The organism is Xanthomonas sp. NCPPB 2922 (genome assembly GCF_041520885.1).
Lineage (GTDB): Bacteria > Pseudomonadota > Gammaproteobacteria > Xanthomonadales > Xanthomonadaceae > Xanthomonas > Xanthomonas campestris.
Genome location: NZ_JBGOFY010000018.1, coordinates 64902 through 88317, shown reverse-complemented (window position 1 = coordinate 88317; position 23416 = coordinate 64902). Strand labels below are relative to the sequence as shown.

Sequence of the window (23416 nt, the reverse complement as noted above, 5' to 3'; positions counted from 1 at the left end):
TAGAGAAATGGCGGGCAACACGTGCCCTTGCCGGCGTGCACCAGCGCGAGTCACCTCACAAAGACATGGCATCCGCGACGTTTCGCGTAGATGCCCGTAACACGGCGCGCACCGTTCCGGTGCCTTGCATGCACGGCTGCACACGCAAGGCACGTCGTCGCTGCAAACGTTTTTTCGTGCACCGGGTCCGCCCATGCGCCCCGGTTTCATCAGCTGGTCACAATGTGCCTGTACGCATGCGCGACGTCTTGTCGCATTTGGCGACAGTGCATGCGGAAATTCGCACGGTTCGTCTGTGGACGATCGCGTGTTGATGGATGACTACAAGCTGCGGCGCCGCAGTCGCAACTGCAACTCTGGAGCACAAGCCGCAGTATTCACGCAGAGGCGCAGGTTGCGCCGTGCATGCCTCACCGCAGTGCTGTGCGACGGCGCCTGATGCATCAGCGCCGCAGCATCCAACCCTCCATGCGCGTGTTGCGCACCCTGCAGCGTCGTACAGCGCGCTAAGGTGCCTGCGTAGCGGGCGCTGCCGCAGCGCGATTCCACTCCGGCGTCGGAGTGCGGTGCAACCAGCGCTGGAAGAAATCCAGCAGCCGGCGCTTGCCATAGTCGCCGCCTGCGCCGTGATCGCCGCCGGGCACCACCAACAGATCGAAATCCTTGCCCGCCTTGATCAGGCGATCGGCAACCTGGAAGGTGCTGGCAGGATCGACATTCTTGTCCATGTCGCCGGTGACCAGCAGCAAATGGCCCTGCAGGCGCGCGGCGTTTTCCACGTTCGAGGATTCGGCGTACCACGGCCCCACCGGCCAGCCCATCCATTGCTCGTTCCACCAGATCTTGTCCATGCGATTGTCGTGGCAGCCGGAGTTGGCCACGCCGGCCACGTAGAACTCGGGATGGAACAGCAACGCGCCCAGCGCGTTCTGCCCGCCGGCCGAGGTGCCGTACACGCCCACCCCGCCGCGAATGTCGTACCACGGGTAACGTGCGGCGGCCGCCTTGTGCCAGGCGATGCGATCCGGCAAGCCGGCGTCTTTAAGATTGCGCCAGGCCACGTCGTGAAACGCACGCGAGCGGTTATTGGTGCCCATGCCGTCGATCTGCGCCACCGCAAAGCCGAGCCCGGTCAGCGGCGGCGTGCGCGTGGTGAAGCGCTTCGGCACGAACGAGCCCTGCGGCCCGGCGTAGATGTATTCGACGACGCGATACGGGTGCTGGGCATCGAGCTGCTGCGGGCGGAAAATGACGCCCCAGATCTCGGTCTTGCCATCGCGCCCGGGGGTATGGAACGGCAACGGCGGCTGCCAACCGGCCGCCAGCAGGTGGCTTAGATCTGTGCGCTCCACCGTGTGTACTAGGCTGCCATCCGCACCGCGCCGCAGCTCCAATACCGGCCCCAGGTCCACGCGCGACGACAGGTCCAAAAACCAGCGCCCGTCCGGCGAATAACGCACATCGTGATCGGCGGCCAGCGGCGTCAGTGCGGTCAGGCCGGTGCCGTCCAGGCCGATGCGATAGGCGTGGCGGTAATACGGGTCTTCACCGGGCTGCATGCCGGAGGCGGTGAAGTACACCTGCCCGGCTGCCTCGTCGACATGATCGAGCCTGCGCACCACCCACTCGCCACGGGTGATCTGGCGCATCACGCGACCAGTGCGGCCGTCGTAGAGATACAGATGCTCCCAGCCATCGCGCTCGGAGGCCCACAGCAGTTGCGCGCCATCGGCAAGATCGTGGCGCGCGTACTTGCCGCCGTCTTCGTTGTCGCCACTGAGAGGCGAGTACTCGATAAAGGTGGGCGAGGTTTCCTCGATCACGGTGCGCGCAACGGCGGTGCCTGCATCCACTTCGATCACGCGGTACAGCTGATGCCCACGCGCGTTGTACTCGAAGGTCACGCCGCGGCTGTCCTTCCACCATTGCAGCTCGCTAAGGGTGAAGGCGTTGGGCAGCAGGGTCATGTCCACCGGGCGCGCGGTGCGCGTGGCCACGTCGAACAGCACTGGCTGCATCACCGGCAATGGGTCGCCGGGCTTGGGATAGACCTGCTGGTGCAGTTTGGGTTGCACGCGATCGGCCGGCGCCGATTCGATGTAATACACGATGTGCGGCGGCGGCGCCTTGACCCGGTAGGCGGCGACATGTTGCGAGTCGGGCGACCACACCACGGTGTCGATGGCGTAGAAGTCGCTCGCACTGCCATCGTGACTGATCGCCGTTGGCGTGCCGCCGCCCACCGGGGCGATCAGCAGATTGCCCTGCTCCACCCACACCCGCAAGCGCCCGTCCGGCGAGTGCTTGGCATAGCGCTCGCCCTGCTTGAGCGGGAAACTCATGTCCATCGACTCGGGCCGCGCATCGCGCTCGGGCAGGTGCGCACAGCGGTAACGCGCCAGCTCGCACTGCCAGCCAAGATCTGCCAGCTGAAAGCGCAACGTCTGCTGTTCCAGCGCTGGATCTTGCAAATGCAGCGCTGCCGCATCCACGGCCTGTGCGCCGGCCTCGGTCAGCGCGGCGGCAAGACGTGCGTGGTCGAAGGCCGGCGTGTTGCGCCCGCTGGCCGCGTCCACCAGCCGGTACTCGATCGCCGGCGCCTGGCCCTGGCGCATGCTCCCGCGCCGGTACAAAAAGCGCTGCGCATCCACCCATACCGGCGCGCTGGGCTGGCGGTCGACCAGGGCGTCGTAGCGGTCGGTCAACCCGATCGCCGCGGTGTACTGCGCCGGTGTGGGCTCGGCAGGCTGCGCCGCCGCGCGCGCCAGCGTTGGCAGCATGGCAATGCTTAGACAGCACGCGATAAGTAGACGAAAGTGCGACACGCGCGCGGGACGTTGCAACTGCAGGAGCATGGGTCGATCCAGGTGAGAAAGCCGGTGATGGGTGGAGAGCGGCATCGACACTTGCCAAGCGCCAACCCGCCGCAGCGCGATAGCAGTTGGTGGCTGGGCGCACAGGTCGGCTATTTCTTCGATACGTCAAAAGACGAGCATCCAGAACGCGCCGCTATCGGTGCAACATAGGCGGTTCGCGAGCCGCTACACGCCTACGCGCCCCCCAGCATGCAGGCCTGCACCAGCGCACGCTCAGCCGTACCACCCCTGCACGCTCACCGTGCCACCGGTACCAGGCAGTGCCACACGGTCACCGTGCGGCCCGTGCAGGCGTGCCGGCTTTCCGTCCACCTCTGCCCGCTGCAGCCGCGTGCCGTGCGGTGGGCGCATGCTGAGCCAGGTCTGCTGCGGGCTGCGCGCGGGTAGCACCACCTGCGCATCGATACGGCGCTGCTCCGGCAGTACCTGCAGCGTCAGCGTGACCACGCCCCAGCGCGTGGGCGCAGCGGTGATGCCCACCGTCTTGCCGGTGCCGAGCCACGCGCGCGGCACTGCACGTGCCAGGAATAGCTGCTCGCCGGCGCTGTCATCGCTGACCAGCATCCAGCGCAGCAGCAGCGGGATGGTCATCTGCGCGGGAATGCAGAACAGCGGCATGCCGCCGGTGATGCCACTGACCTCGCCGGCCGTCCAACTGCCGCGCGTGTGCACCTGATAGCGATGCGCGTACAGGAACAGCAGGTACTCTTCGATGCGATCCAACCGCAGCAGTTGTTGCGCATAGCCGTAGGAAATAAAGCCGAGCAGATCGCGGCTGCCAGGCTCGGGCGGCGCTATGTTGGCCACCACACCCAGGCTGGTGCCGCCGTGGCCACGCAGGCAATCGATCACCAGGTTGGCCAATGCCTCCGGCAGCACATCGGCCTGCAATAGTTCGGCATAGGCACGGTGCGGCCATTGCTGTTCGCTGGGTTTTTCCTGCAGCAGCGACTGCCGGAACGTCAGCGTGGTGCCTGGCAGCGGCCCCACGTACGGCGGTGAGAGATCGCGCCGCACGTTGGCGCGCAGGCTGGCTTCAAGATGCGCGCGCAGTTGCCGGGCGCGGCGCTGCCAGTCCTGCGCGACGGATGGCTCACCGCCGAGCGTGCGCCAAACCTGTGCGATGTCTTCCCAGCCGCGAATGGTCAGCGCGCTGTTGGCGTAATAGGGCTTCCACCACAGCGACGGATCGGGGAACAGGCAGGCATCGGATTCGTTCCAGCCATGCAGCAGGCCGTGGCCATGGGCCTTACGCGGCAACGCCAGCGCCTGGTCGTGCAAGGTGCATAACACCTGCGCGGTGGCGGTGATCCTGGGCAGATGCCGGCGCAGGCGCGTGGCATCACCGGTGTACTGCAGATAGCGCGCCAGCAGCGACAACGTCAGCCCGAATTGCCCGACCTCCGGCCCACGCATGTTCGGCAGGCCGTCGTCCTGCACGAACATCGCGAAATAGTTGTCCAGCACCGCGGCGGCCTGGTCGAAGCGCCCCCACTCCAGGTTGGCGTAGAAGGAACTGGTAAAGGTGTCCTGAAAGCCGTCGTACTCGTTGCCGTAGTAGTCGCGCTCCACAGCGCCGTACTTGGGGTAGTCGCCGCCGGGGCGCACCACCAGTTCGCGCGCAAACGCAAACTGCGCCATGTCGTTCCAGCTGGCATCGGGCAGCTGCGCCTGCACCGTGCCGCTGAGTGCGTGCTGCCAGTACGCGGCAAAATCAAGCAGCGCCGCATAGAACTGCTCGGCACTGGCCTCGCCACGCACCGGGCCAAAGGCAGGGTAGCTGTGGGTGTAGTGCACCGCCACGATCTGCCCACCCTTCACCTGCATGGTCCGGTGCCAGGTCTGCACCACAAAGCGATCGGTGGCGCGCACATCGGCAAACACCAGCACGTCGTACCACGTATCGGCCTGGCCATCGTGGCGCATGACCTTGCGCACCGCCGGCATCCAGCCGCCGAGCATGCCTTCCTCGCGCCGCTTGATCAGCGCCTCGTCGCCCAACGCGGCAAAGGCATGTTCCGGGCGCGAGGTGCGGCTGCGGCCGTTGGGCAGGATGGGCATGGTGTCGAGCGCTTCGCGCGTGCCGACAAAGGTGGTCCACGGCCAGCGCCCGCCATTGTCCTTGGGATCGAGCAGCGAGGCCGGCGGTGGCGCCACGTCGCGCACCTGCGCCTCGTCCGGGTCGCCATCGCGCAGCAAGCGGTCGGCGAGCAGATCCGCTTCGGCCATCGCCACCTCGGCCAGCGGCAGGCCGAAATATGGCTTGCCCGCGGCGGGATAGGCAGGCTCGGTGCGCTTGTCCAGGCGCAGCATGCCGCTGTCGGTCCAGAGCGTCAGCTGGCCTTGCGGGTCGTCAAGATGCTCGTAGACGGTCCAGTCCTGCGCCAGGTGGCGAAACCGGCAGAGCGTGGCACCGACATGCGCGGCCGGCGGCAATGGCTCCAGACGTGGCAGCGCCATAGCCGGCCCCAACGTTGCCGCTACCGTGGTTCCTGGCAACGCGGCGACGGCACCTGCAGCGACGGCGGCGGTGCTCGCCATGCCTTGACGCAGAAAAGTTCGACGATCCATCGTTGCGACCTCACATGATCTATTCCGCATCTTGCGCGGTCGCGCGCGCTCCGTCTTGTGACGCATGTCTGGCCAAGGTGCGGAAATCCGCATACCGAAAGACGTGGCGAGCGGGCCGTCAACGGGCGCGGACGAAACATGCCGACCGCACCCCTGGGCGGTGGGCATGGCCTCCCCTCGGCCGACGAAGCTAACGACCAAGTCGAGCTAGTGGGTGACGCAGCGCGCCGCGTGTTGCAGGCACTTAGCCGCGCCGCTTTCGCAGCATCTGAGGGCGCGCACGCCCTGCCAATGCTGTCGCAGAAGCGTGCCGGCACGGTCCAACCCGCGCAGGATCAACCCGGATGGTACGCGATCGCTTCGCATGACGATCCCTTACCGCCTCCGTCGGCGGTGTTCGCAGGCACGGCAGCGCGTTCAATACGGAGGATCCGCCGGATGTGCGAGGCCGTGCCATTGGAACTCAGCGCGGATCGCACTAGCTGGCTGGTGTGACCACACAGCACGCCACGATGTCCCACTTAGATGGAGTCCATTCCCTGATGCATACGATTCTCTCCGGCAGCAAACGCCACACCGCACCATCTAACGTCGAGGCTGGAGTGCCGCCGGCAGATGAGCGGCTTCGCGTGCTGCTCGCGGTGCGTATGCCGGCACTGAACGCTGCAGCTGCATTACTAATGCAACTGCAGGCCAGCGAGACGCCGGTTACGTTTTCGCGTCACGAATTCAGCGAGCGCTTCGCTGCCAGTTCGGCCGATCTGCAGGCGATTACGCAGTTTGCCGCCAGCTACGGCCTGACCGTCGAGCGCACGCATGCGGACAGCGGCACTGTCATCCTGGAAGGAACCGTGCAGCAGTGCGAGACGGCGTTCCAGGTCAGCCTCATCGAGTATGTGCAGGGTGCCTCGCGTTATCGGGGCCGCACCGGCCCGGTATCGATTCCGCAGGAGCTCGATGGCATCGTGACCGCGGTGCTCGGGCTGGATGCGCGTCCGCAGGCGCAGACCTTGCCGAGCGTACCGATAGCGGCACCAGCCAGTTCTCTACCCGCGCCACCCTCGCCCATTTCGCCCATCGCCGGCAGCGATGGCCCGATCGTGCAGTACACGCCGCCACAGTTGGCACAGTTGTACGGATTTCCCGAGCACGACGGCAAAGGGCAATGCATCGGCATCATCGTGCTCGGCGGCGGCTATGCGCGCGAGCAGATGGCCGCCTACTTTGCGCAGCTGCAGCTACCGATGCCGACGATCGTGGACGTGCTGCTGCACGGTGCGGAGAACCGGCTGAGCACCGGCAGCCGAAATGCCGATGTCGAAGCGCAGATGGATCTGCAGATTGTCGGAGCGATCGTGCCGGGCGCCAAGCTGGTGATGTATTTCGCGCCCAACACCGACAACGGATTCCTGGAAGCGATCAATGCCGCCATCCACGACACAGAGCATTCCCCAGGCGTGATCGCTATCAGCTGGGGCTTCACCGAGTCGCAGTGGACTCCGCAGTCGCGTCAGGCCTATGACTGTGCGTTTCAGGCCGCTGCATTGCTTGGGATCACCGTCTGCATCGCCGCTGGCGACGATGGTGCCACCGACGGGCAGCCGGGTTTGAACGTTTGCTTCCCGGCATCTAGCCCGTTCGTGCTCGCCTGCGGCGGCACGCGGCTCCATGTCACTGTAGATACTGCCAACGAACAGGCGTGGTCGCACGGTGGCGGTGGGCAAAGCAGATTCTTCGCACGCCCGGCCTGGCAGAAGAACCTTCTGCTGACCGACGAACTGCATCGCGCCCAACAACTGAGCATGCGTGGAGTACCCGACGTAGCGGCAAATGCCGATGCGCAGACCGGCTACTACCTGCATATCAATGGACAACCTGCGGTGATGGGCGGTACCAGCGCCGCTGCACCCTTATGGGCAGCGTTGCTGGCACGCATCTACGCGGTCAACCACGACCGGCCCAGCTTTGTAGTGCCGCGCCTGTACGGCCAGCCCGATGCATTCCGCGACATCGTCGATGGCGACAACGGCGGTTTCCGCGCGTCCACCGGGTGGGATGCCAACACCGGGCTCGGCGTCCCCGACGGCGCACGGTTGACGGCGTTGCTCAAGCGAGCGTGACGTAGGCCGCGTAGGTTAGTGCAGTGCCAAAGCGAGAACGGCGCGGTATCTGTTGGTGACCATCCCTGCCATTTGACCAACGGACCTTTCGGCCAAGTCACTGAGTGTGGTTCCTACCACACTTGCCGCCCGAACGCCGGCCGTATCAAAGCGAAGTGGCCGCGTAGTCAATGACGGACCAACACGGAACGCCTTTCAGGCACGCTGACCGAACGCACCCACATCGGCAAAGCGCCGGCATCTGGCGGCGCTGTTACTGGCATGAGGCGATCCATCGCCTGCCTTGGTGCAATGGCTTGGATGCAGCGCTCGCGGCACGGCTACGCATTGCAGAAAATCGCCCGAACCAGAACAACCAGATCGCCGCACGCCTGGCGCTACTTGGCTTGCAGCGCGCCTGCCCGGTCGACGATCACATCGACGACAACGTAGATCTGAGCGACCCTGTCACCTGCAGCAAGGCCATCCAGGCGGCCTGGGACAAGGCCGCGCCGCGTGCGAACGCCATGCGTAAGCGCGACGACCAATTGGCCAGCAAAGGCAAATTGCTGGAGTTCCATCGCGTGATCAATCTGTCGGCCAGTCAGCAGGTAGCCCTCACGGTAGATTTTTGCGCCGCGCTGAGCGAGGGCTTGCCGCAACGCTACGACTATCACTACGTATTCCGCTGGGAAATCTCAATCTGCGCATTCTCTGCAATGTGATTGCCAGTTTTGCAAAACAACCTGGCCCTCGCGTGCTGGCAAACTCGGCGTCCTGCACAAGGCCTGGTTCGGCAATCCGCTTGCTCAACTGCAGGGCATGGATATCGTCGATGCAGCGCAGGTGTTAGACGATGAAGTCAGTGAGTACAACGACTTCAGCATGACGCTCCAGGGACAATCTGAACCACCCACCAAACCTTTAAAATTACAGCACGCGGCGTTTCAGCAGCGCGCGACGTCACAGGTAGGATGCGATCTTCACGGCTGTGCGGCAGTTCGGCTGCCGCGAGACAGCATTGCCCCTCGCCGGCAGCAACTGCCGGCGTACCATCCACAAATTGGAGAGCGCAAACAGCGTCAGCATCTGCGCGGTGTTCTTGGCCCGGCCACGATAGCGGACCTCGATGTAACCGACACTGCCGCCACGTCTTGTGGCCGCTGCCTGGCTGGGGTGCGGAAATCTGCACAGGCGCGCTGGTGCCTCCAGGCACGGAGGGCAGCAGAGCTCAGGCATGGGGCGGCATCGCGCGTAGCGAACCAGCGGGGTTATCAGCGTAGGCAGTCTTTGACGGGTGCTCGCGTCGCCACAGACGGGATCAATAGCGGCATGGATGCCACCAACAAGTCTTCATGGATGGATGTACAGTGCCGCCCCGGTGCAGGAAACGTCATGCGCTTGCACGTTGCAGATGCCAGCGTCTGCCGCCTGATTGCGTTGCATGCGGACATGCGCCCCGGACTCACGGTGATGAAGACCGCGCTGGAAACCCACATCGCTAATCGCAAGCGACACAGCGCAACGCACATCAGGCAGCTGCATCAGCAACGACGCCACAGGCACTCAACGGCAACGGGCCGCTTGCGAACCCCGCGCACGGACCGCCATCAGGCGCAGTGACTTATCGCCTATTGTTTCCAAGCGTACGCGGCAACGACACTCGTCGTGCGCCAGCGGCTCCACAGCGCACTGCGATCACCCCCAGACCGAACGACAACGCAACCACACGCGGCGCCGCGTCCATCTGCAGGCCGGCACGTTCACCGGTTCCGCATCCGCGCACCACCTCAAGGAATGAAGATGCATCTGCATATGGTTAGATGGGTACTGTCGTTCGCGCTTATATTGCCTGGCCTCGCACAGGCGCAGGCCACCCACGTTGACCTGTCCACGCTGGATGCGGAGATGGCCGGACCGCGCACGCCGGTTCTGGTGTTGGGGAGCGTGCATCTGTCGCAGCTGCCGAAGGGGAGCGATGTCAGCACCGCGCGCCTGCAACCGCTGCTGGAGCGCCTTGCCGCGTTCAAGCCGGACATCATCACCATTGAAGCGCTGTCGGGCGAAACCTGCGACCTGATGCGGCGGCATCCAGCGGTGTATCTGGCCGAGGACGTGGCCGCGTACTGCCCGGATACGGCCGCCGCGCAGGCCGCCACCGGGCTGGACGTGCCCTCGGCAATCGCTCAGATGCGCACGCTGTTGAAGACCATGGCGCGCACATCCACACCCGCGCAGCGCCGCCACCTGGCCGCGGTGTTCCTGGCTGCAGGCGACCCTGCATCGGCCAGCGTGCAATGGATGCAACTGCCGGCCGCCGAACAGCGCGCAGGCGATGGCCTGGACCAGGCGCTGGTGACATGGTTGCGCGCGTATCAGGACCGCCCCAACGAGAGCCAGCAGATTGCCGCACGCCTGGCGGCGCAACTCGGCCTGCAGCGGGTCTATCCGGTGGACGACCACACCGGCGACAACATCGATCTTGGCGACCCGGCCGCGTACGGCAAGGTGATCCAGGCCCAGTGGGAACAGGCCGCACCACGCGCCAAGCCGATGCGCGACCGGGAAGATGCGCTGGCATCGCAGGGTCGCCTGCTGGAGCTGTATCGCGCGATCAATGCGCCCGGCAACGCGCAGCTCGCGGTGGATGTCGATTTCCGCGCGGCGCTCCGCGACAGCTCACCGGAGCATTACGGGCAGCGGTATGTGGCCGGTTGGGAAGCCCGCAACCTGCGCATGGTCTCCAACATCCGCACCAGCTTCGGCGATCGACCCGGCGCACGCGTGCTGGTCATCGTTGGCGCAATGCATAAACCGTGGTTCGACAGCCTGCTGGGGCAACTGCAAGGCATCGATATCGTCGATGCGGAACAGGTGCTTGGCGCACCTTCCCTTTGAGCCACTGTGGCGTGCCGCATGTTCATTGCGCTCACGCCCGCGAGCCGCGCTCGCTCAGGCCAGCACGTTCAACAAGCTGCCCAGCGCTTCGTCTGAGCGCCGCAGCACATTGGCGTTGGCTTGAAAATCGTTGCGCGCGGACAGGCCGGCCACCAGATCGGTGGCCAATGCGGACGGATCCGCCGCCGCATCCACCACGCTGGCAGTCACGCCGCCGCCGGCCTGCGCGCTCGCCGCCACGGCCTGACGGGGGCTGCCTTCCACCGGCTGACGCGCCACATTGCTGGCGGCCACCTGCTGGCGCAGGGCGGCCACCTGCATTCCGGAACTGGCGATGGTGCTGATGCTCATGGTGGCTCCGGACTGAGAACAAGGAAAAAACGACAAACGCCTACTGCAACCATCAACCGGGCGATGCGAACCGCCAGCCAGGCGCCACACCCGTCCAGCACATCACGGCCGGCCGATCACCGGCGGCCAATCCGCAGCCGCTACGCGTTCAGTAGCTGCCCACCCGCACCCGCAATACCGGCGGCGGTTGGCCAGCCGCATCGGTGCGGCCGAAATTGAGCCCGTAGTCGGTCTGGTCGCCGTTGAGCTGGCGCTCCATCTGCCAGCGCCCGTCGACATACCGGCCCTGCTCCACCTGCAACAGCTGCCCATGACGGGTATCGGCCGCGCTGCGGACAAATTCAATCCGCGCTGCGGTACCGGTGACCAGGAACTCCTCCGGCCCCAGCTGCGCCACCAGCAGCCGGCCGGCATGATCGTCGGTGCCCGGCAGGATGGCCGGCGCATCGCCCCACAGCGGCGCGCCAAACGACACCTTGGCCTCCCAGTCACCGAAACGCAGCGTGCGCTGCGGCGCCCCCGGCTGCTCGGCCACCGCTTGCAGGCGGCCATCGAGATTGGCTTGGGCAATCAGGCGTTGCAGCGGCGCCAGCTGGCGGAAGTTGGCCGCGTGCGCGGCAATGGCCGCGCGGTTGGCCCCGCTGTCCGGGTTACCGTCGATACCGAACACCGAGAACCCGATCCCGCCCTGCCCCAGCACATGAAACAGGTACGGCGCGGTGGCCGCTTCGAAGCCGGTCTCCGACACCCAGGCCGGATTGTCGGGGCGCGCGTATTGGCCGATGACCTTGGTGTATTCGCCGTAGTCGCTGGTGTAGATGTCGGTGCCGATGAAGTCGATCGACGGCGTGGCCGCGCGCCACAGCGCAAACACATTCACCGTGGCACCGCCGGAGGGGTAATCCATGCCGGGGTAACGCTTGCCCTTGTAGCGCAGCCAGGTGTTGACGTAGAGCGGCAGCGGATACGCACGCTTGCCGGCTGCGGCCACCTGTTCGATATACGCGGCGGTGGCATGCGCATTGAATGCCTCGGCCGCTTCCGCGCCGAACAGCTGCTGCCAACTGCCGGCGGGCTTGCCCAGCGCCGCGGCAATGGCGGCCGGCACCGGTTGCGCGAATGCCGCTTCGCCGGCCGGGCCGTGATCGCGCACGGTGCCGATCGCGCCGGGCTCGTTTTCCACCTGCACCACGATCACGGTGTGGCGGTCGCCATCGACCTTGCGCAGGTGCTGCATCAGCGCGGTGAATGCACGCGCGTCGGCCTGCACATTGGCCGCCACGTGCGGCGACAACACGTCTACCGGCTCGCCATTGGCGTCGCGCATGCGTGGGTAAGTCGCGTCGTCGCGCTTGATCCACTCGGGCACGTAATGCATCTGGCCGTTCTTCCAGCTGCCGAACCACAGCAGCGCCACGCGCAGGCCGCGCTTGCTTGCCCCGGCGATCAACGCATCCACATTGGTGGTATCGAACCGCCCCGGCGCCGGCTCGAACTGCTCCCAGTACACCGGCGCTTCCACCGTGTTGGCATGCAGCGCGACCACCTGGTCCAGCGCCTGCGGCAGTACCGCCGGCCAGGCGCTGGAGTTGTGCAGCTGCGCGGCCAGGATGGTGTACGGCGCGCCGTCGACCAGCAAGGCGTGGCGGCCGTTCTGGGTGACGAAACGTGGCAGTTCTTCAGCATTGGCAACAGCGGGGCCGCCCAGCAGTGCCAGCGTGCAGAGCAGCACCTGCGCAACACGGCGGCGCACGGCGCCAGGGGAAAGGAACGGGCGCATCAACGGGCCTCCTGGGCAGTGGCATTCCAGCGCGGCGTGGCGTCGCCGCGCAGATGGCGAACGAAAAAGTCGTACTGGCGGCGCTGCACGTAGTCGATCGGCCCGCTGGAGCGGCCCACCGAATGCTCGCCACCCGGCACGTTGAGCAGGTCGAAATCCTTGCCGGCCTTGATCAGCGCATCCACCACCTGCGCGGTGGAGGCCGGGTCCACATTGCTGTCCTGCTCGCCCACGATCAGCAACACATCGCCCTGCAGCGCTGCTGCATTGACCACGCCCGATGCGCCGGCATAACTGGCATCCACCGGCCAGCCCATCCACTGCTCGTTCCAGCTGATCTTGTCCATGCGGTTGTCGTAGCAGCCCGCAAACGCCACGCCCACTTTGTAGAACTCCGGGTGGCGTTCGAGCGCGCCCAGGGTGCTCTGCCCGCCCGCTGAGGCGCCATAGATGCCGACCCGGCTGATGTCGTACGAGGGGTCCTTGGCGGCCAGCGCACGGTGCCAGGCAATGCGATCGGCAAAGCCGGAATCGCCCAGGTTCTTCCACGCCACATCGTGGAAGGCCTTGGAGCGGTTGGCGGTGCCCATGCCGTCGATCATCACCACGATGAAGCCCAGGTCCGCTTGCGCCTGCATGCCGATCTGCTTGTCGCCACCGGAGTGGTAGCCGAACGGCCAGAACGTCTTCGGCACGAAGGCGTCGTGCGGCCCGGCGTAGATGTTCTCGATCACCGGGTAGCGCTTGCGCGGGTCGTAATCGCGCGGACGCACCACCATGCCCCAGATGTCGGTGCGGCCATCGCGGCCCTTGGCCACGAAGGTCTCCGGCGCACGCCAGCCGGCGGCCTGCAGTTTATCGATGCTGCCCTGCTCCACCTGCTGCAGCAGGCGGCCATCGATGGCATGCAGCTCCATCACCGGTGGCAGATCCGGGCGCGAATAGGTATCCACGTAATGCTGCCCATCCGGGGCAATCGCCACGTCGTGGTCGGCGTCGCTGTGGGTCAGCCGGGTGAGCTGACGACCATCGAAATCCACGCTGTAGAGCTGGCGGTAGTACGGGTCCTTGCCGGCATCCATGCCACTGGCGGTGAACCAGATGCGGCGTTGTGCATCGTCCACGCGCAGCACATCGCGCACGATCCATGCACCGCGGGTGAGCTGGCGTTTGACCTTGCCGCTGCGGCCGTCGAACAGATACAGATGGCGCCAGCCGTCGCGTTCGGAGATCCACAGGATCTCATCGCCTTGCCCTTCGACATCGTGGCGAAAGCTGCGGTCGGCATACACAAACGTGCGCGCGTCCTCGCCCACGGCCACGTGCGCGCGGCCGGTCTGCGCGTCCACCGCAATCACGCGCATGCGTTGAAACCCGCGTTGCACGTACTCGAAACTCACGCTGCGGCTATCGCTGCGCCACTGCAACGGCGACAGCGCATACGGGTTGCCGAACAACGCCGTGTCCACCTCACGCCGGCTGCCATCCAGTGCAAACAGCACCGGCCGCTCCACGTCCACCGCATCGCCCGGCTTTGGGTACAGCTGCGTGTGCACCACCGGCTGCCCGCCACCAGGCGGCGCCGCTTCCACGCGGGTCACCCGCCGCGCATACCCGGGGCGTACGCGGTACACCGCGAGGTGCTGCGAATCCGGCGACCAGGCGACGCTTTCAAGATCATAGAAATCCTCGGCGCGGCCGTCGCTGCTCAACCGCGTACTCTGGCCGTCGGCAACGCGCCGCAGCTGCAGATTCCAGCCGTTGGCCACCACCTCCCACGCACCATCGGGCGAGCGCCGCGGCGTGGCGTCGGCCGCCACAGCCGGATCGCGCACCACACCAAACCCGCGTGGGCGCGGCTGCGCGGTGGCAGCCACCGGCGCGCATTGGTAGCGGGTCAGCGTGCAGCGCCAGCTGGTCTCGCCGATCTCTAATTCCACTGCGCCATCGGCACGCCCGGCCTCCTGGGCATACATAAACCGCTCGAACGGCAGCGTCGTCGCGGTGACGCTGTTGCCGCCGGCAGCAGACAACCCACGCGCCAGCTGCGCATGATCGAAGGCGGGCGTTTTCTGCAGCGTGGCCAGATCTTCGCGCATGAACGCGAAGCCGCCCGGCACGGTCTTGCGGTAGTAGAACGTGTCAGCGTCCTGCCATTGCGCCGGCCAGCTCACGTTTTCGGTCAGGGTCATCCACTGCGCACGCAGGCCCAACGACCGCTGGTAGTCGGCAACGCTCGGCGCGGCTTGCGCCGCAGCAGCAAGCAGCACCGCGCAGGCAACCACGCCGCGCAACCACTGCCGCACGTAGCTGCGCTTGCAGTGCTCACTCACCATCGTCCTCCTCCAGCGCCAGTTCGTCGCTGCGCAGACCGCTACGCGCGCCCCAGTGATAGATGCCGAAAGCGATCACCGCCACGCTCAGCGTGTCGAACGGATGCGCGATCCAGCCATGGCCACCGAAGGTGCCCGCCCACGACACTGCCATCACCAGCACGAAAAACACGATCAGCCACAGCGACGCACGGACCTGGCGCAACAGCCGTGCCCTGCCCGCGCGCGATGGCAGGCGATACAGCACGTACGCCGCGAACGCGACCACCTGCAGGCCCAGCAGCCAGGACAGCGTGGGCCAGGTGGACCAGTACACGATCAGCGCAGCCACCACGAACGACAGCGGCCCCAGCACCGCAAATCCGCGCACGCGGAACGGCCGCGCCAGGCCGGGCGCACTGCGCCGCAGCGCGGCCACCGTGACCGGGGCCACCGCATAGCTCAGCACCAACGCGGCCGACACCACGCCAATCAACGTTTCCCAGGACGGGAAAGGCAATGTCCAGAAGATCGACAACCCCAGGCTCAGCCACAACGCCGGGCGCGGGATGCCCGAGGCCGGATCCACACGCGTCAACACCGGCAGAAACCCGCCGCTGCGCGCCCAGCCGTACACCACGCGCGGCGTGGCATTCATGTAGATATTGCCGGTGCCGCTGGGCGACACCATCGCATCGCAGATCACCAGCGCGGCCAGCCACGCCATGCCCAGTGCCAGCGCGATGTCGTGGTACGGCAGCGAAAACGCCTTGTCGATGCCGCCCCAGCCCTGCGCCAGTTGCGCGGCCGGAATGCTGCCCAGAAAGGCAAGTTGCAACAGCACGTAGATCACCGTGGACAGCGCCACCGACAGGATCAAGGCAATCGGAATATTGCGTTGCGGGTTGCGCACCTCGCTGGCCACCGAGACGATCGGCGTGAGCCCCAGGTACGCAAAGATGATGCCGCCGGCGGAGATCGCCGCTTCCACCCCGGCCATGCCCGACGGTGCAAAGCCATGCACGCTCAGGTTGTCGGCATTGAAGTGCTTCATCAGCAGCACGATGACCAGGATCGGCACCAGGAACTTGAAGATGCTGACGATGTTGTTGGCCAGCGCAAAGGTCTTGACGCTGAAGTAATTGAGCGCGAAGAACAGCAGCAACAACGCCAGTTGCACCAGCCAGCCCAGCAGGCTGGGATGCGTGCTGCCGGCCTGGCTGAGCGCCGGGAACCAGGCCGCCGCATACTGGCGCGCCGCTTCCACTTCGATTGCGATCAGGCTGGAAAACGCAATCAATGTAATGAAGCCGGTCAACGACCCGAGCAAGGGCCCGTGCGAGTACTCGGGGTAGCGCACCACGCCGCCGGCGCGTGGCAACGCGGCGCCGAGTTCGCAATACACCAGCCCCAGCAACAACACCGCGATGCCGCCAACAATCCACGACACGATGCCGGCCGGCCCGGCGATCGAGGACACGTGGCTGGCGGAAAACAGCCAGCCCGAGCCGAAGATCGAGCCCAGCCCGATGAAGGTCAGGTCGGTCAGGCTGAGCCGCTTGTGGAACTTGCCCTGTGCGCTCGCACCGTGTGTGGTCATACGTCACCCCCAGAGAGGAAAGCAGTGAAACCGCGCGGCGTGCGCCGGCATGAGGCAAAGCAGCTCAGTCGCTGGCCGACACCTTGGCATCGGCATCGGAGCCGGCGCGCGGATCCGGATACGGCGAAGCACCACCATCGGCGATGAAGCGGTCGATCCGCGCTTCCAGCACCGGCAACGGCACCGAGCCGGTCTGCAGCACCGCATCATGGAAGTGGCGCAGGTCGAACGTCTCGCCCAGCGCCGCCTCTGCCTTGCGGCGCAGCTCCAGAATCTTCAACTCGCCCAGGTAATACGACAGCGCCTGGCCCGGCCAGGCGATGTAGCGATCCACCTCGGTGGTGACTTCGTGCTCGCTGAGCGCGGTGTTGTCGCGCAGATACGCGATCGCCTGCGCACGCGTCCAGCCCTGGTGATGGATGCCAGTGTCGATCACCAGCCGGCAGGCACGCCACATCTGGTAGGTGAGATAGCCGAAGCGGTCGTACGGCGTCTCGTACATCCCCATTTCCTGGCCCAGATACTCCGAGTACAGCGCCCAGCCCTCGCCATAGGCGGAGATGAAGCTGTAGCGGCGGAACTCCGGCAGGTCCTGCGCTTCGGCGGCCAGCGGCATCTGCAACGCGTGGCCGGGCGATGACTCGTGCAAGGTCAGCGCGGTGAGGTTGTACAGCGGGCGCGATGGCAGGTTGTAGGTGTTGACCAGATAGATGCCCGGCCCACCGCGGCCACCGGTGTAAAACGGTGCCAGCTCCGGCGGCACCGGCTCGATGGCGAAGCGTTGCCGCGGCAGGCGGCCGATGTAGTCGCCTACCTTGGCGTCGACGCGCTTGGCGATCCAGGCCGCCTGCTTGAGCAGTTCCTCAGGCGTCTTGGCATAGAACTGCGGATCGGTGCGCAAGAACTGCAAAAACGCAGGAAACACCGCCTGCCCGGCCGGCGGCTTGAAGCCGCTGGCCACGATGGTCTGGTCCATTTGCGTGCGCAGCTTGGCCACTTGCTGCAGGCCAATCTGATGGATCTGCTCCGGGCTCAGATCCAGCGTGGTGAACTCCCGGATCTGCGCGCGGTAATAGGCCGCGCCATCGGGCAGCGCTTCGCCAGCCAGGGTGTCGCGGGCGCGTGGCTGGTACTCCTCGCGTATGAAGCTGAGCAGCTTGGCGTACGCCGGCACCACGTGTTGGGCGATGACCTGCAGCGCCTGCTGCCGCAACTGGGCCTGCTCGGCGGCCGGCAGCGTCGCCGGCATCTGCTTGAACGGTGCGTAGAACGGATTGGCCTCGCCCTTGGCCTGCACCACGTCGGCAATGGACTGATCGCGCCCGGTCAAGGTGACCCTGGGCTGGCTGAAACCGCGCGCCAGGCCGGCGCGCATGTTGTCGGTCTGCTCACCGAAGTAGCGCGGAATATCGGCCAGCATCTTCAGATAGCGCTGGTAATCCTGGCGCGTGCGCAAGGTGGCCTCGGCACTGAAGCCCAGGTCGCTCCAGAACGCCGAGTCGCTGTTGAACGGCATCTCCCAGGCGCGGAAATGCTGCTGGTCCAGCAGCACGTCGAGCTGCTGGCGATACACCTGCGCGTTCACCTGATCCTCGGCCGAGAGCTGCGTCATCGGAATCGCATCCAGCTCCTTGAGCACCTGTTGCCAGTACGCGGTGCGCATCTGCCGCGTGGCCACGTCGACCTTGGGCAGGTGATCAGCCGGCCCGCTCTGGGTGGCCTGGTTGTCTTCGTCCACCGCACCCGCCAGCTGCGCCTGCCGCCAGCGCCATTCGCGCGTGTACAACGCCTTGAAGCGTTGCGCAGCGGACGTCTGCACAGCCGACGCCGGTGCCGCCGCCTGCACGGGCGTAACGCTGCATAGGCTGGCCGCGATTACGCTGCTCAGGACGCTGTTACGCAATATGGTCAGCGCGCTCATCCGCGTGCATCCCGCGTGGCAATGGCCGCTTTCGATTGCACGATCCACGCACGCACGCGCTGTTGCAGCATCGCCAGCGGCATTGCGCCACCACCCAGCACCGCATCATGGAAACCGCGGATGTCGAAATGCGTGCCCAGTTCTTTTTCGGCTTCGGCACGCAAGGCCAGGATCTGCAACTGACCCAGTTTGTACCCCAGCGCCTGGCCCGGCCAGACGATGTAGCGGTCGGTTTCGGACTGGATGCTCGGCTCGTCGTCGGACGGATGCGCGTGGAAGAAATCCACCATCTGCTGGCGGTTCCAGCGCTTGTAGTGCACGCCGGTATCGAGCACCAGGCGATTGGCGCGCAGCAACTCGCCGGAGAGCCGCCCGTAATCGTTGTACGGGTCCTTGAAGAAGCCGATGTCCTTGCCCAACCGCTCGGCATACAGGGCCCAGCCTTCGATGTAGGCGTTGTAGCCGGCCTGCTGGCGGAACGGCGGCAGCGGCAACGTCTGCGCAAGCGAAATTTGCAGGTGATGGCCCGGCACGCCCTCATGGTAGGCGGTGGTTTCGATATTGATCAGCGTGCGGCTGGCGTAGTCGCTGGTGTTGACCTTCACGATGGCCGGCTTGCTGCCTTCCGGATTGCTCTGCCAGTACTCCGCGCCCGGTGCGGTCCGCCGGAACGCCGGCATTGCCTGCACCTCCAGCGCAACCGTGGGCAGCTTGCCGAACAGCTTGGGCAACTCCGGCTGCATCGCGGCGATGTACTGCCGGTATTGCTGCAGGATCTGCTCGCCGGATTTGGCGAAGTGGCGTTTATCGGCGTCGACCGCCTTGCGGAAGCTGGCCAGATCCGGATAGCCCTGCGCCTTTGCGATGACGGCCATCTCGCCTTCGATGCGCGCCACCTCCTTCAAGCCGATCTGATGGATCTCCTCCGGCGCCATGTCGGTGGTGGTCTGGGTGTGGATGGCGTAGCGATAGCGGCGCTCGCCATCGGGCAGCGACCAGATGCCTTCCTGCGCGCGCCCCTGGGCGGCGTATTCGTCACGCACGAATGCCGCCAGGTGGGTGTAGGCGGGCCGGACCTGCTGGTCGATTGCTGCAATCAGTTGTGTGCGCAAGGCAGCGCGCTGGTCGGCCGGCACCGCGCCGTCGAGCTTCTTCAATGGCGAGGCAAACGGGCTCTGCGCGCCCTGCATCGCGGCGATCTTGTCGATCTGCTCGGGCAGCCGCTCGAGCAGGTAGCGCGGCTGCACCAATCCATCCTTCGCTCCCTGGCGCGACACCGCGATGACCTGGTCGATCACCGTGGGAATCGCCTTCAGCCGGGTGATGTAGTCCTGGTAGTCCTTGGCGTTCTCGAACGCAAACGCATCGCCGTACCCGGCCAGTGCCAGCTGGATACCGCCGACCGGCTCCAGCGGCATTTCATAGGTTTTGAGGTCCAGCCCTTCCAGCCGGTCGCGCAGCTGGCCGAGCATCATCTGCAGGCTGAGCTGGCGCTGCTCGTCCAACGCCTTGGCGTCGACCGCCTCGAACTTGCGCAGCAATGCGGCCGTGGCAACGCGCTCGGCCTGCGCGGCGTCCAGCGAATAGTCGCTCCAGCGATCGTTGTAGCGCTTGTCGCCGATGATGCTGGCAAATTCCGGGCTGTGCTGCAGCTGGTATTGCCATTGCTGATCGAGCAACGCATCGAAGGCTTTGGCCGCCTGTTCGTTGGTGGGTGCAGGCGCTGCGGCGGCGGCGGTGCTTGCACCGGGCGGTGCTGGTTTGCAGGCAGTGAACAGCGCAGCGGCAAGCAGGCTGACAACAACAGGGCGCAACACGTTCATGCATCCACTCCAGGAAACGCGACCCACCGGCACCGTAGGAGCGCGCTTGCGCGCGATGACGCTTTCCCGGGAATGCCCCATCGCGCGCAAGCGCGCTCCTACGACATCCAGGTCGTTTTTGCGCGTGGCGCCCGCTAGATCAGTGCGGCGGTGCAAGGTGAACAGCGCAGCGGCAAGCAGGCTGACAACAACAGGGCGCAACACGTTCATGCATCCACTCCAGGAAACGCGACCCACCGGCACCGTAGGAGCGCGCTTGCGCGCGATGAAGCTCTCCCGGTAACGCCCAATCGCGCGCAAGCGCGCTCCGACGAGATCGACCTCACCATGCCGGTCACCGCACCAGCGCACTGCGCGCGTGTGCTGGCTCATGCAAACGGTTGATCGATCGCCACCGACGGCGGCGTGAACCACTGCGCGCCGGTGTCGGTGACATAGAAATGGTCTTCCAGGCGCACACCGAACGCACCCGGCACCACGATCATCGGTTCATTGCTGGCGCACATGCCCGGCTGCAATGGCTGGCGATTGCCGCGCACCAGATACGGTGCCTCGTGGATCGCCAGGCCGCAGCCATGGCCGGTGCGGTGCGGCAACCCGGGCAAGCGGTAATCCGGCCCCAACCCGGCCGCCTGCAACACCTCGCGCGCCGCCTGGTCAACCGCCTCGCACGCCACGCCTGGGCGCACCGCGGCAAACGCGGCCGCCTGCGCGGCCAGTTCCAGCTCCCAGATGCGCTGTTGCGCGTCGCTGGGCGTGCCGTAGATCCAGGTGCGGGTAATGTCGGAGTGGTAGCCCTGCACGGTGCAGCCGGTATCGATCAACACCAGCTCGCCGGCCCGCAGATGCTGCACGCCGGGGATGCCATGCGGAAACGCGGTGGCATGCCCGAACTGCACGATGCAAAAAGTGGAGCCGTTGTCGGCACCCAGCGCGCGGTGCGCTTCGTCGATGAAGCGCACCAGTTGGTCGGTGCCGATGCCTTCGTGCGCAATTCCGGCGGCCAGCCGCTGCACCAGTAGCGTCATGTCGCAGGCCTGCTGCATCAACGCCAGCTCCGCCGGCGATTTACACATGCGGCAGCCATCGATGATGGCGCCGGCATCGCGGATCGCGGTGCCCAGGTGCGCGCGCAAACCGGTGTGCACCGCGAAGGCGATGCCCGGGTCCAGCGCCAAGGCATGCGCATGCTGCTCATCCATGGCCTGCACCACCAGCGCATACGGGTCTTCGTGCTCTTCCCACAGGCGCTTGCGCACCGGGAGTTGCAGCACCGCGTCCAGCGAGCCTTCTTCAAAGGCCGGGCAGATCAGCACCGGGTCGCCATCGCTGGTGAGCAACAGCGCCACCAGCCGCTCGCTGGCGCCCCACGGCACGCCGCTGAAATAGCGCAACGAGGTGCCCGCGCCGATCAGCAAGGCATCCACGCCCTGCGCGCGCATCAGCACGCGTGCGCGCTCGATACGCTGCTGGTATTCGTCTGCGCCGATCGGCGCTGCCCGCTGCGTCCACGGCGCCAGCTGCGCACGGGCCTGGTCCAGCGACATCCCGCCGATCTGCTTGCTCATGCATGCGCCCCGAGGTCGGCGCTGCTCCACTGCCCATCCACCAGGCGCGCCACACCGCCCGGGCTGCGCTGGCGCAGCTCCACCGGCAGCAGCGCATCCGGCACGGCGTCATAGCTGTGCAAGGCGGCAAACCGGCGGATTGCACCCGGCATGCCCACCGCGGTGAAGCCCGGATGCCCGGTGCTGGGGAACGGCCCACCATGATTCTGCGCGGCACTCACCGCCACGCCGGTCGGCATCTTGCTGTTGATCAACCGGCCCACGCGTGCGCGCAGCACCGGCGCGATCTGTTGCCAGGCGGCATCGTCACTGCCATCGCTGGCGCGGTACAGCGTGCCGGTGAGGTTGCCTTCGAATGCGGCGGCCACCTGCGCCATCTGGGCGCTGTCGCGGGTGCGCACCAGCAGGCTCACCGGGCCAAAGGCTTCGGTCTGCAGCGCGTGCGGCGCGGCGATGAAGGCGTCTGCTTCCACGCTGAGCAGGGTTGGCGCATAGCGGTAGCCGCCCTCGCCCGCCGCTGCCCCGGCCAGCACCTGGGCACCGGCCGCGCGCAAGGTCTCCACGCCGCGATGCACGCCATCCACGCCGCCTTGCGAAAACAGCACCATCGGTGCGGCGCCGGCAAAGTGCGCGGTGGCCGCGGCCACCAGTGCATCGCCCGCCTCGCCGTGTGGCACCACCAGCACGCCGGGATTGGTGCAGAACTGGCCGCTGCCCAGCGTGCACGAGGCGAAGAATTCCTGTGCCAGTGCGGCGCCGCGTTCGGCCACCGCGCCGGGCAGCAGGAACACCGGGTTGACGCTGGACAACTCGGCGTAGAACGGCACACCGGCGGCATCGGCGGCGGCCTTCAGCGCCAGGCCACCGGCACGGCTGCCGGTGAAACCAATCGCACCCAGCCGTGCATCGCCGGCCAGGCGTAGGCCAAGCGCGTTGTCGAAGTGATACAGCAACTGCACCGCCGCGGCCGGCAGCCCGGCAGTCAACAGCGCCTGATGCGCCAACTCGGCCATGCGCTGGCTGGTGGCCGGATGCAGCGGATGCGCCTTGGCGATCACCGGGTTGCGCGCTGCAATCGCCGAGGCGAAGTCGCTGCCAGCAATCGCGTTGAACGCAAACGGAAAGTTATTCGGCCCGAACACCAGCACCGGCTTGCCCAGCGGCGCCAGATGCGAGCGCAGATCGGCAGCGGTATCGATGATGGGGTGCGTCCAGCTATAGCTGCGCACCGCCTGGGCGGCCTGGCGTAGCTGCCCGCTGGTACGCGGCAGTTCGTTGCCGCGCAAACGCGTGGGCGCCGGCAGGGCGGTTTCGGCATGGGCCAGCGCCACCAGCGTGTCGGCATCGGCGTCCAGCGCATCCGCGTAGGCGTCCAGAAACGCAGCGATCCGTTCGGCCGGTGCGGCGGCAAGTTCGGCAGCCACCGCGTGCGCCGCGGCAACGGCGGTGTCGATATCGTCGGCACCGCTGACCGGGAACTGCGGCCCGATCGCCTCGCCGGTGGTGGGGTCGGCAGCGCGAAAACTGCCGGCGGCATCGCGGCTGGCTTGCCATTGGCCGGCCAGCAGCACGGGTTGGAGAGTCTGGGTCATCGCAGCACCTTCGGTTGCGTGGAAT

The 23416-nt window shown here is 66.3% G+C and carries 13 protein-coding genes and 1 pseudogene; 4 read left to right on the top strand and 10 right to left on the bottom strand.

Annotated elements, in window-relative coordinates; translation table 11 throughout:
* Positions 1-506: 506 nt before the first annotated feature.
* Together ACD584_RS17540 and ACD584_RS17535 are read right to left on the bottom strand one after the other, a co-directional pair.
* Positions 507-2780: a DPP IV N-terminal domain-containing protein gene (locus ACD584_RS17540; protein ID WP_372357319.1), complete on the bottom strand. Its 2274-nt coding sequence runs from the start codon at positions 2778-2780 to the stop codon at positions 507-509.
* Between the two features lie 309 nt (positions 2781-3089).
* Entirely contained in the window at positions 3090-5447 is a 2358-nt protein-coding gene (locus ACD584_RS17535) for a Tat pathway signal protein (protein ID WP_076036822.1), read from the bottom strand.
* A gap of 542 nt (positions 5448-5989) precedes the next feature.
* Between ACD584_RS17535 and ACD584_RS17530 the strand changes: the two genes are divergently transcribed.
* From ACD584_RS17530 to ACD584_RS17515, 4 genes and pseudogenes are all read left to right on the top strand, one after another.
* A complete protein-coding gene (locus ACD584_RS17530; protein WP_076036821.1) occupies positions 5990-7567 on the top strand; it encodes a protease pro-enzyme activation domain-containing protein in 1578 nt (525 codons plus the stop codon).
* Positions 7568-7775: 208 nt separating this feature from the next.
* Positions 7776-8398 (top strand): annotated as a pseudogene (locus tag ACD584_RS17525) (hypothetical protein); the annotation flags it as partial.
* Between the two features lie 480 nt (positions 8399-8878).
* Positions 8879-9169, top strand: coding sequence for a hypothetical protein (locus tag ACD584_RS17520; RefSeq protein WP_228438121.1), 291 nt, complete (start codon positions 8879-8881; stop codon positions 9167-9169).
* A 180-nt stretch (positions 9170-9349) separates the two neighbouring features.
* Complete coding sequence (locus tag ACD584_RS17515) at positions 9350-10444, top strand: DUF5694 domain-containing protein (protein ID WP_116923872.1); 1095 nt, start codon at positions 9350-9352, stop codon at positions 10442-10444.
* Positions 10445-10498: 54 nt separating this feature from the next.
* Here ACD584_RS17515 and ACD584_RS17510 read toward each other — a convergent pair whose 3' ends face one another.
* The 8 genes from ACD584_RS17510 to ACD584_RS17475 form a co-directional block, all read right to left on the bottom strand.
* Positions 10499-10795, bottom strand: a complete 297-nt coding sequence (locus tag ACD584_RS17510) for a hypothetical protein (protein WP_076036818.1) — start codon at positions 10793-10795, stop codon at positions 10499-10501.
* Between the two features lie 148 nt (positions 10796-10943).
* Positions 10944-12575 carry a DUF5597 domain-containing protein gene (locus tag ACD584_RS17505; protein ID WP_076036817.1) on the bottom strand — a complete coding sequence of 544 codons (1632 nt, stop codon included), beginning with the start codon at positions 12573-12575 and terminating at the stop codon, positions 10944-10946.
* A complete protein-coding gene (locus ACD584_RS17500; protein ID WP_076036816.1) occupies positions 12575-14911 on the bottom strand; it encodes a S9 family peptidase in 2337 nt (778 codons plus the stop codon). The genes ACD584_RS17505 and ACD584_RS17500 overlap by 1 nt, the downstream gene beginning before the upstream one ends.
* A complete protein-coding gene (locus ACD584_RS17495) occupies positions 14901-16487 on the bottom strand; it encodes an APC family permease (protein WP_076036815.1) in 1587 nt (528 codons plus the stop codon). The genes ACD584_RS17500 and ACD584_RS17495 overlap by 11 nt, the downstream gene beginning before the upstream one ends.
* A gap of 64 nt (positions 16488-16551) precedes the next feature.
* Positions 16552-18408 carry a DUF885 family protein gene (locus ACD584_RS17490; RefSeq protein WP_175611632.1) on the bottom strand — a complete coding sequence of 619 codons (1857 nt, stop codon included), beginning with the start codon at positions 18406-18408 and terminating at the stop codon, positions 16552-16554.
* Complete coding sequence (locus tag ACD584_RS17485) at positions 18405-20231, bottom strand: DUF885 family protein (RefSeq protein ID WP_175611631.1); 1827 nt, start codon at positions 20229-20231, stop codon at positions 18405-18407. Before ACD584_RS17485 ends, ACD584_RS17490 begins: the two co-directional genes overlap by 4 nt.
* 368 nt (positions 20232-20599) lie before the next feature.
* Positions 20600-21799, bottom strand: coding sequence for a Xaa-Pro peptidase family protein (locus tag ACD584_RS17480; protein WP_076036813.1), 1200 nt, complete (start codon positions 21797-21799; stop codon positions 20600-20602).
* A complete protein-coding gene (locus ACD584_RS17475) occupies positions 21796-23391 on the bottom strand; it encodes an aldehyde dehydrogenase family protein (RefSeq protein ID WP_076036812.1) in 1596 nt (531 codons plus the stop codon). Before ACD584_RS17475 ends, ACD584_RS17480 begins: the two co-directional genes overlap by 4 nt.
* Positions 23392-23416: the final 25 nt, after the last annotated feature.

What these genes read in the sequence shown, in the direction of transcription:
- ACD584_RS17515 (WP_116923872.1), top strand. Translation starts at nt 9,350, where the DNA reads ATGCATCTGCATATGGTTAGATGGGTACTGTCGTTCGCGCTTATATTG.
- ACD584_RS17475 (WP_076036812.1), bottom strand. Translation starts at nt 23,391, where the DNA reads ATGACCCAGACTCTCCAACCCGTGCTGCTGGCCGGCCAATGGCAAGCC.
- ACD584_RS17495 (WP_076036815.1), bottom strand. Translation starts at nt 16,487, where the DNA reads ATGACCACACACGGTGCGAGCGCACAGGGCAAGTTCCACAAGCGGCTC.
- ACD584_RS17485 (WP_175611631.1), bottom strand. Translation starts at nt 20,231, where the DNA reads ATGAACGTGTTGCGCCCTGTTGTTGTCAGCCTGCTTGCCGCTGCGCTG.
- ACD584_RS17520 (WP_228438121.1), top strand. Translation starts at nt 8,879, where the DNA reads ATGGATGCCACCAACAAGTCTTCATGGATGGATGTACAGTGCCGCCCC.
- ACD584_RS17480 (WP_076036813.1), bottom strand. Translation starts at nt 21,799, where the DNA reads ATGAGCAAGCAGATCGGCGGGATGTCGCTGGACCAGGCCCGTGCGCAG.
- ACD584_RS17535 (WP_076036822.1), bottom strand. Translation starts at nt 5,447, where the DNA reads ATGGATCGTCGAACTTTTCTGCGTCAAGGCATGGCGAGCACCGCCGCC.
- ACD584_RS17540 (WP_372357319.1), bottom strand. Translation starts at nt 2,780, where the DNA reads ATGCTGCCAACGCTGGCGCGCGCGGCGGCGCAGCCTGCCGAGCCCACA.
- ACD584_RS17530 (WP_076036821.1), top strand. Translation starts at nt 5,990, where the DNA reads ATGCATACGATTCTCTCCGGCAGCAAACGCCACACCGCACCATCTAAC.
- ACD584_RS17505 (WP_076036817.1), bottom strand. Translation starts at nt 12,575, where the DNA reads ATGCGCCCGTTCCTTTCCCCTGGCGCCGTGCGCCGCCGTGTTGCGCAG.
- ACD584_RS17500 (WP_076036816.1), bottom strand. Translation starts at nt 14,911, where the DNA reads ATGGTGAGTGAGCACTGCAAGCGCAGCTACGTGCGGCAGTGGTTGCGC.
- ACD584_RS17510 (WP_076036818.1), bottom strand. Translation starts at nt 10,795, where the DNA reads ATGAGCATCAGCACCATCGCCAGTTCCGGAATGCAGGTGGCCGCCCTG.
- ACD584_RS17490 (WP_175611632.1), bottom strand. Translation starts at nt 18,408, where the DNA reads ATGAGCGCGCTGACCATATTGCGTAACAGCGTCCTGAGCAGCGTAATC.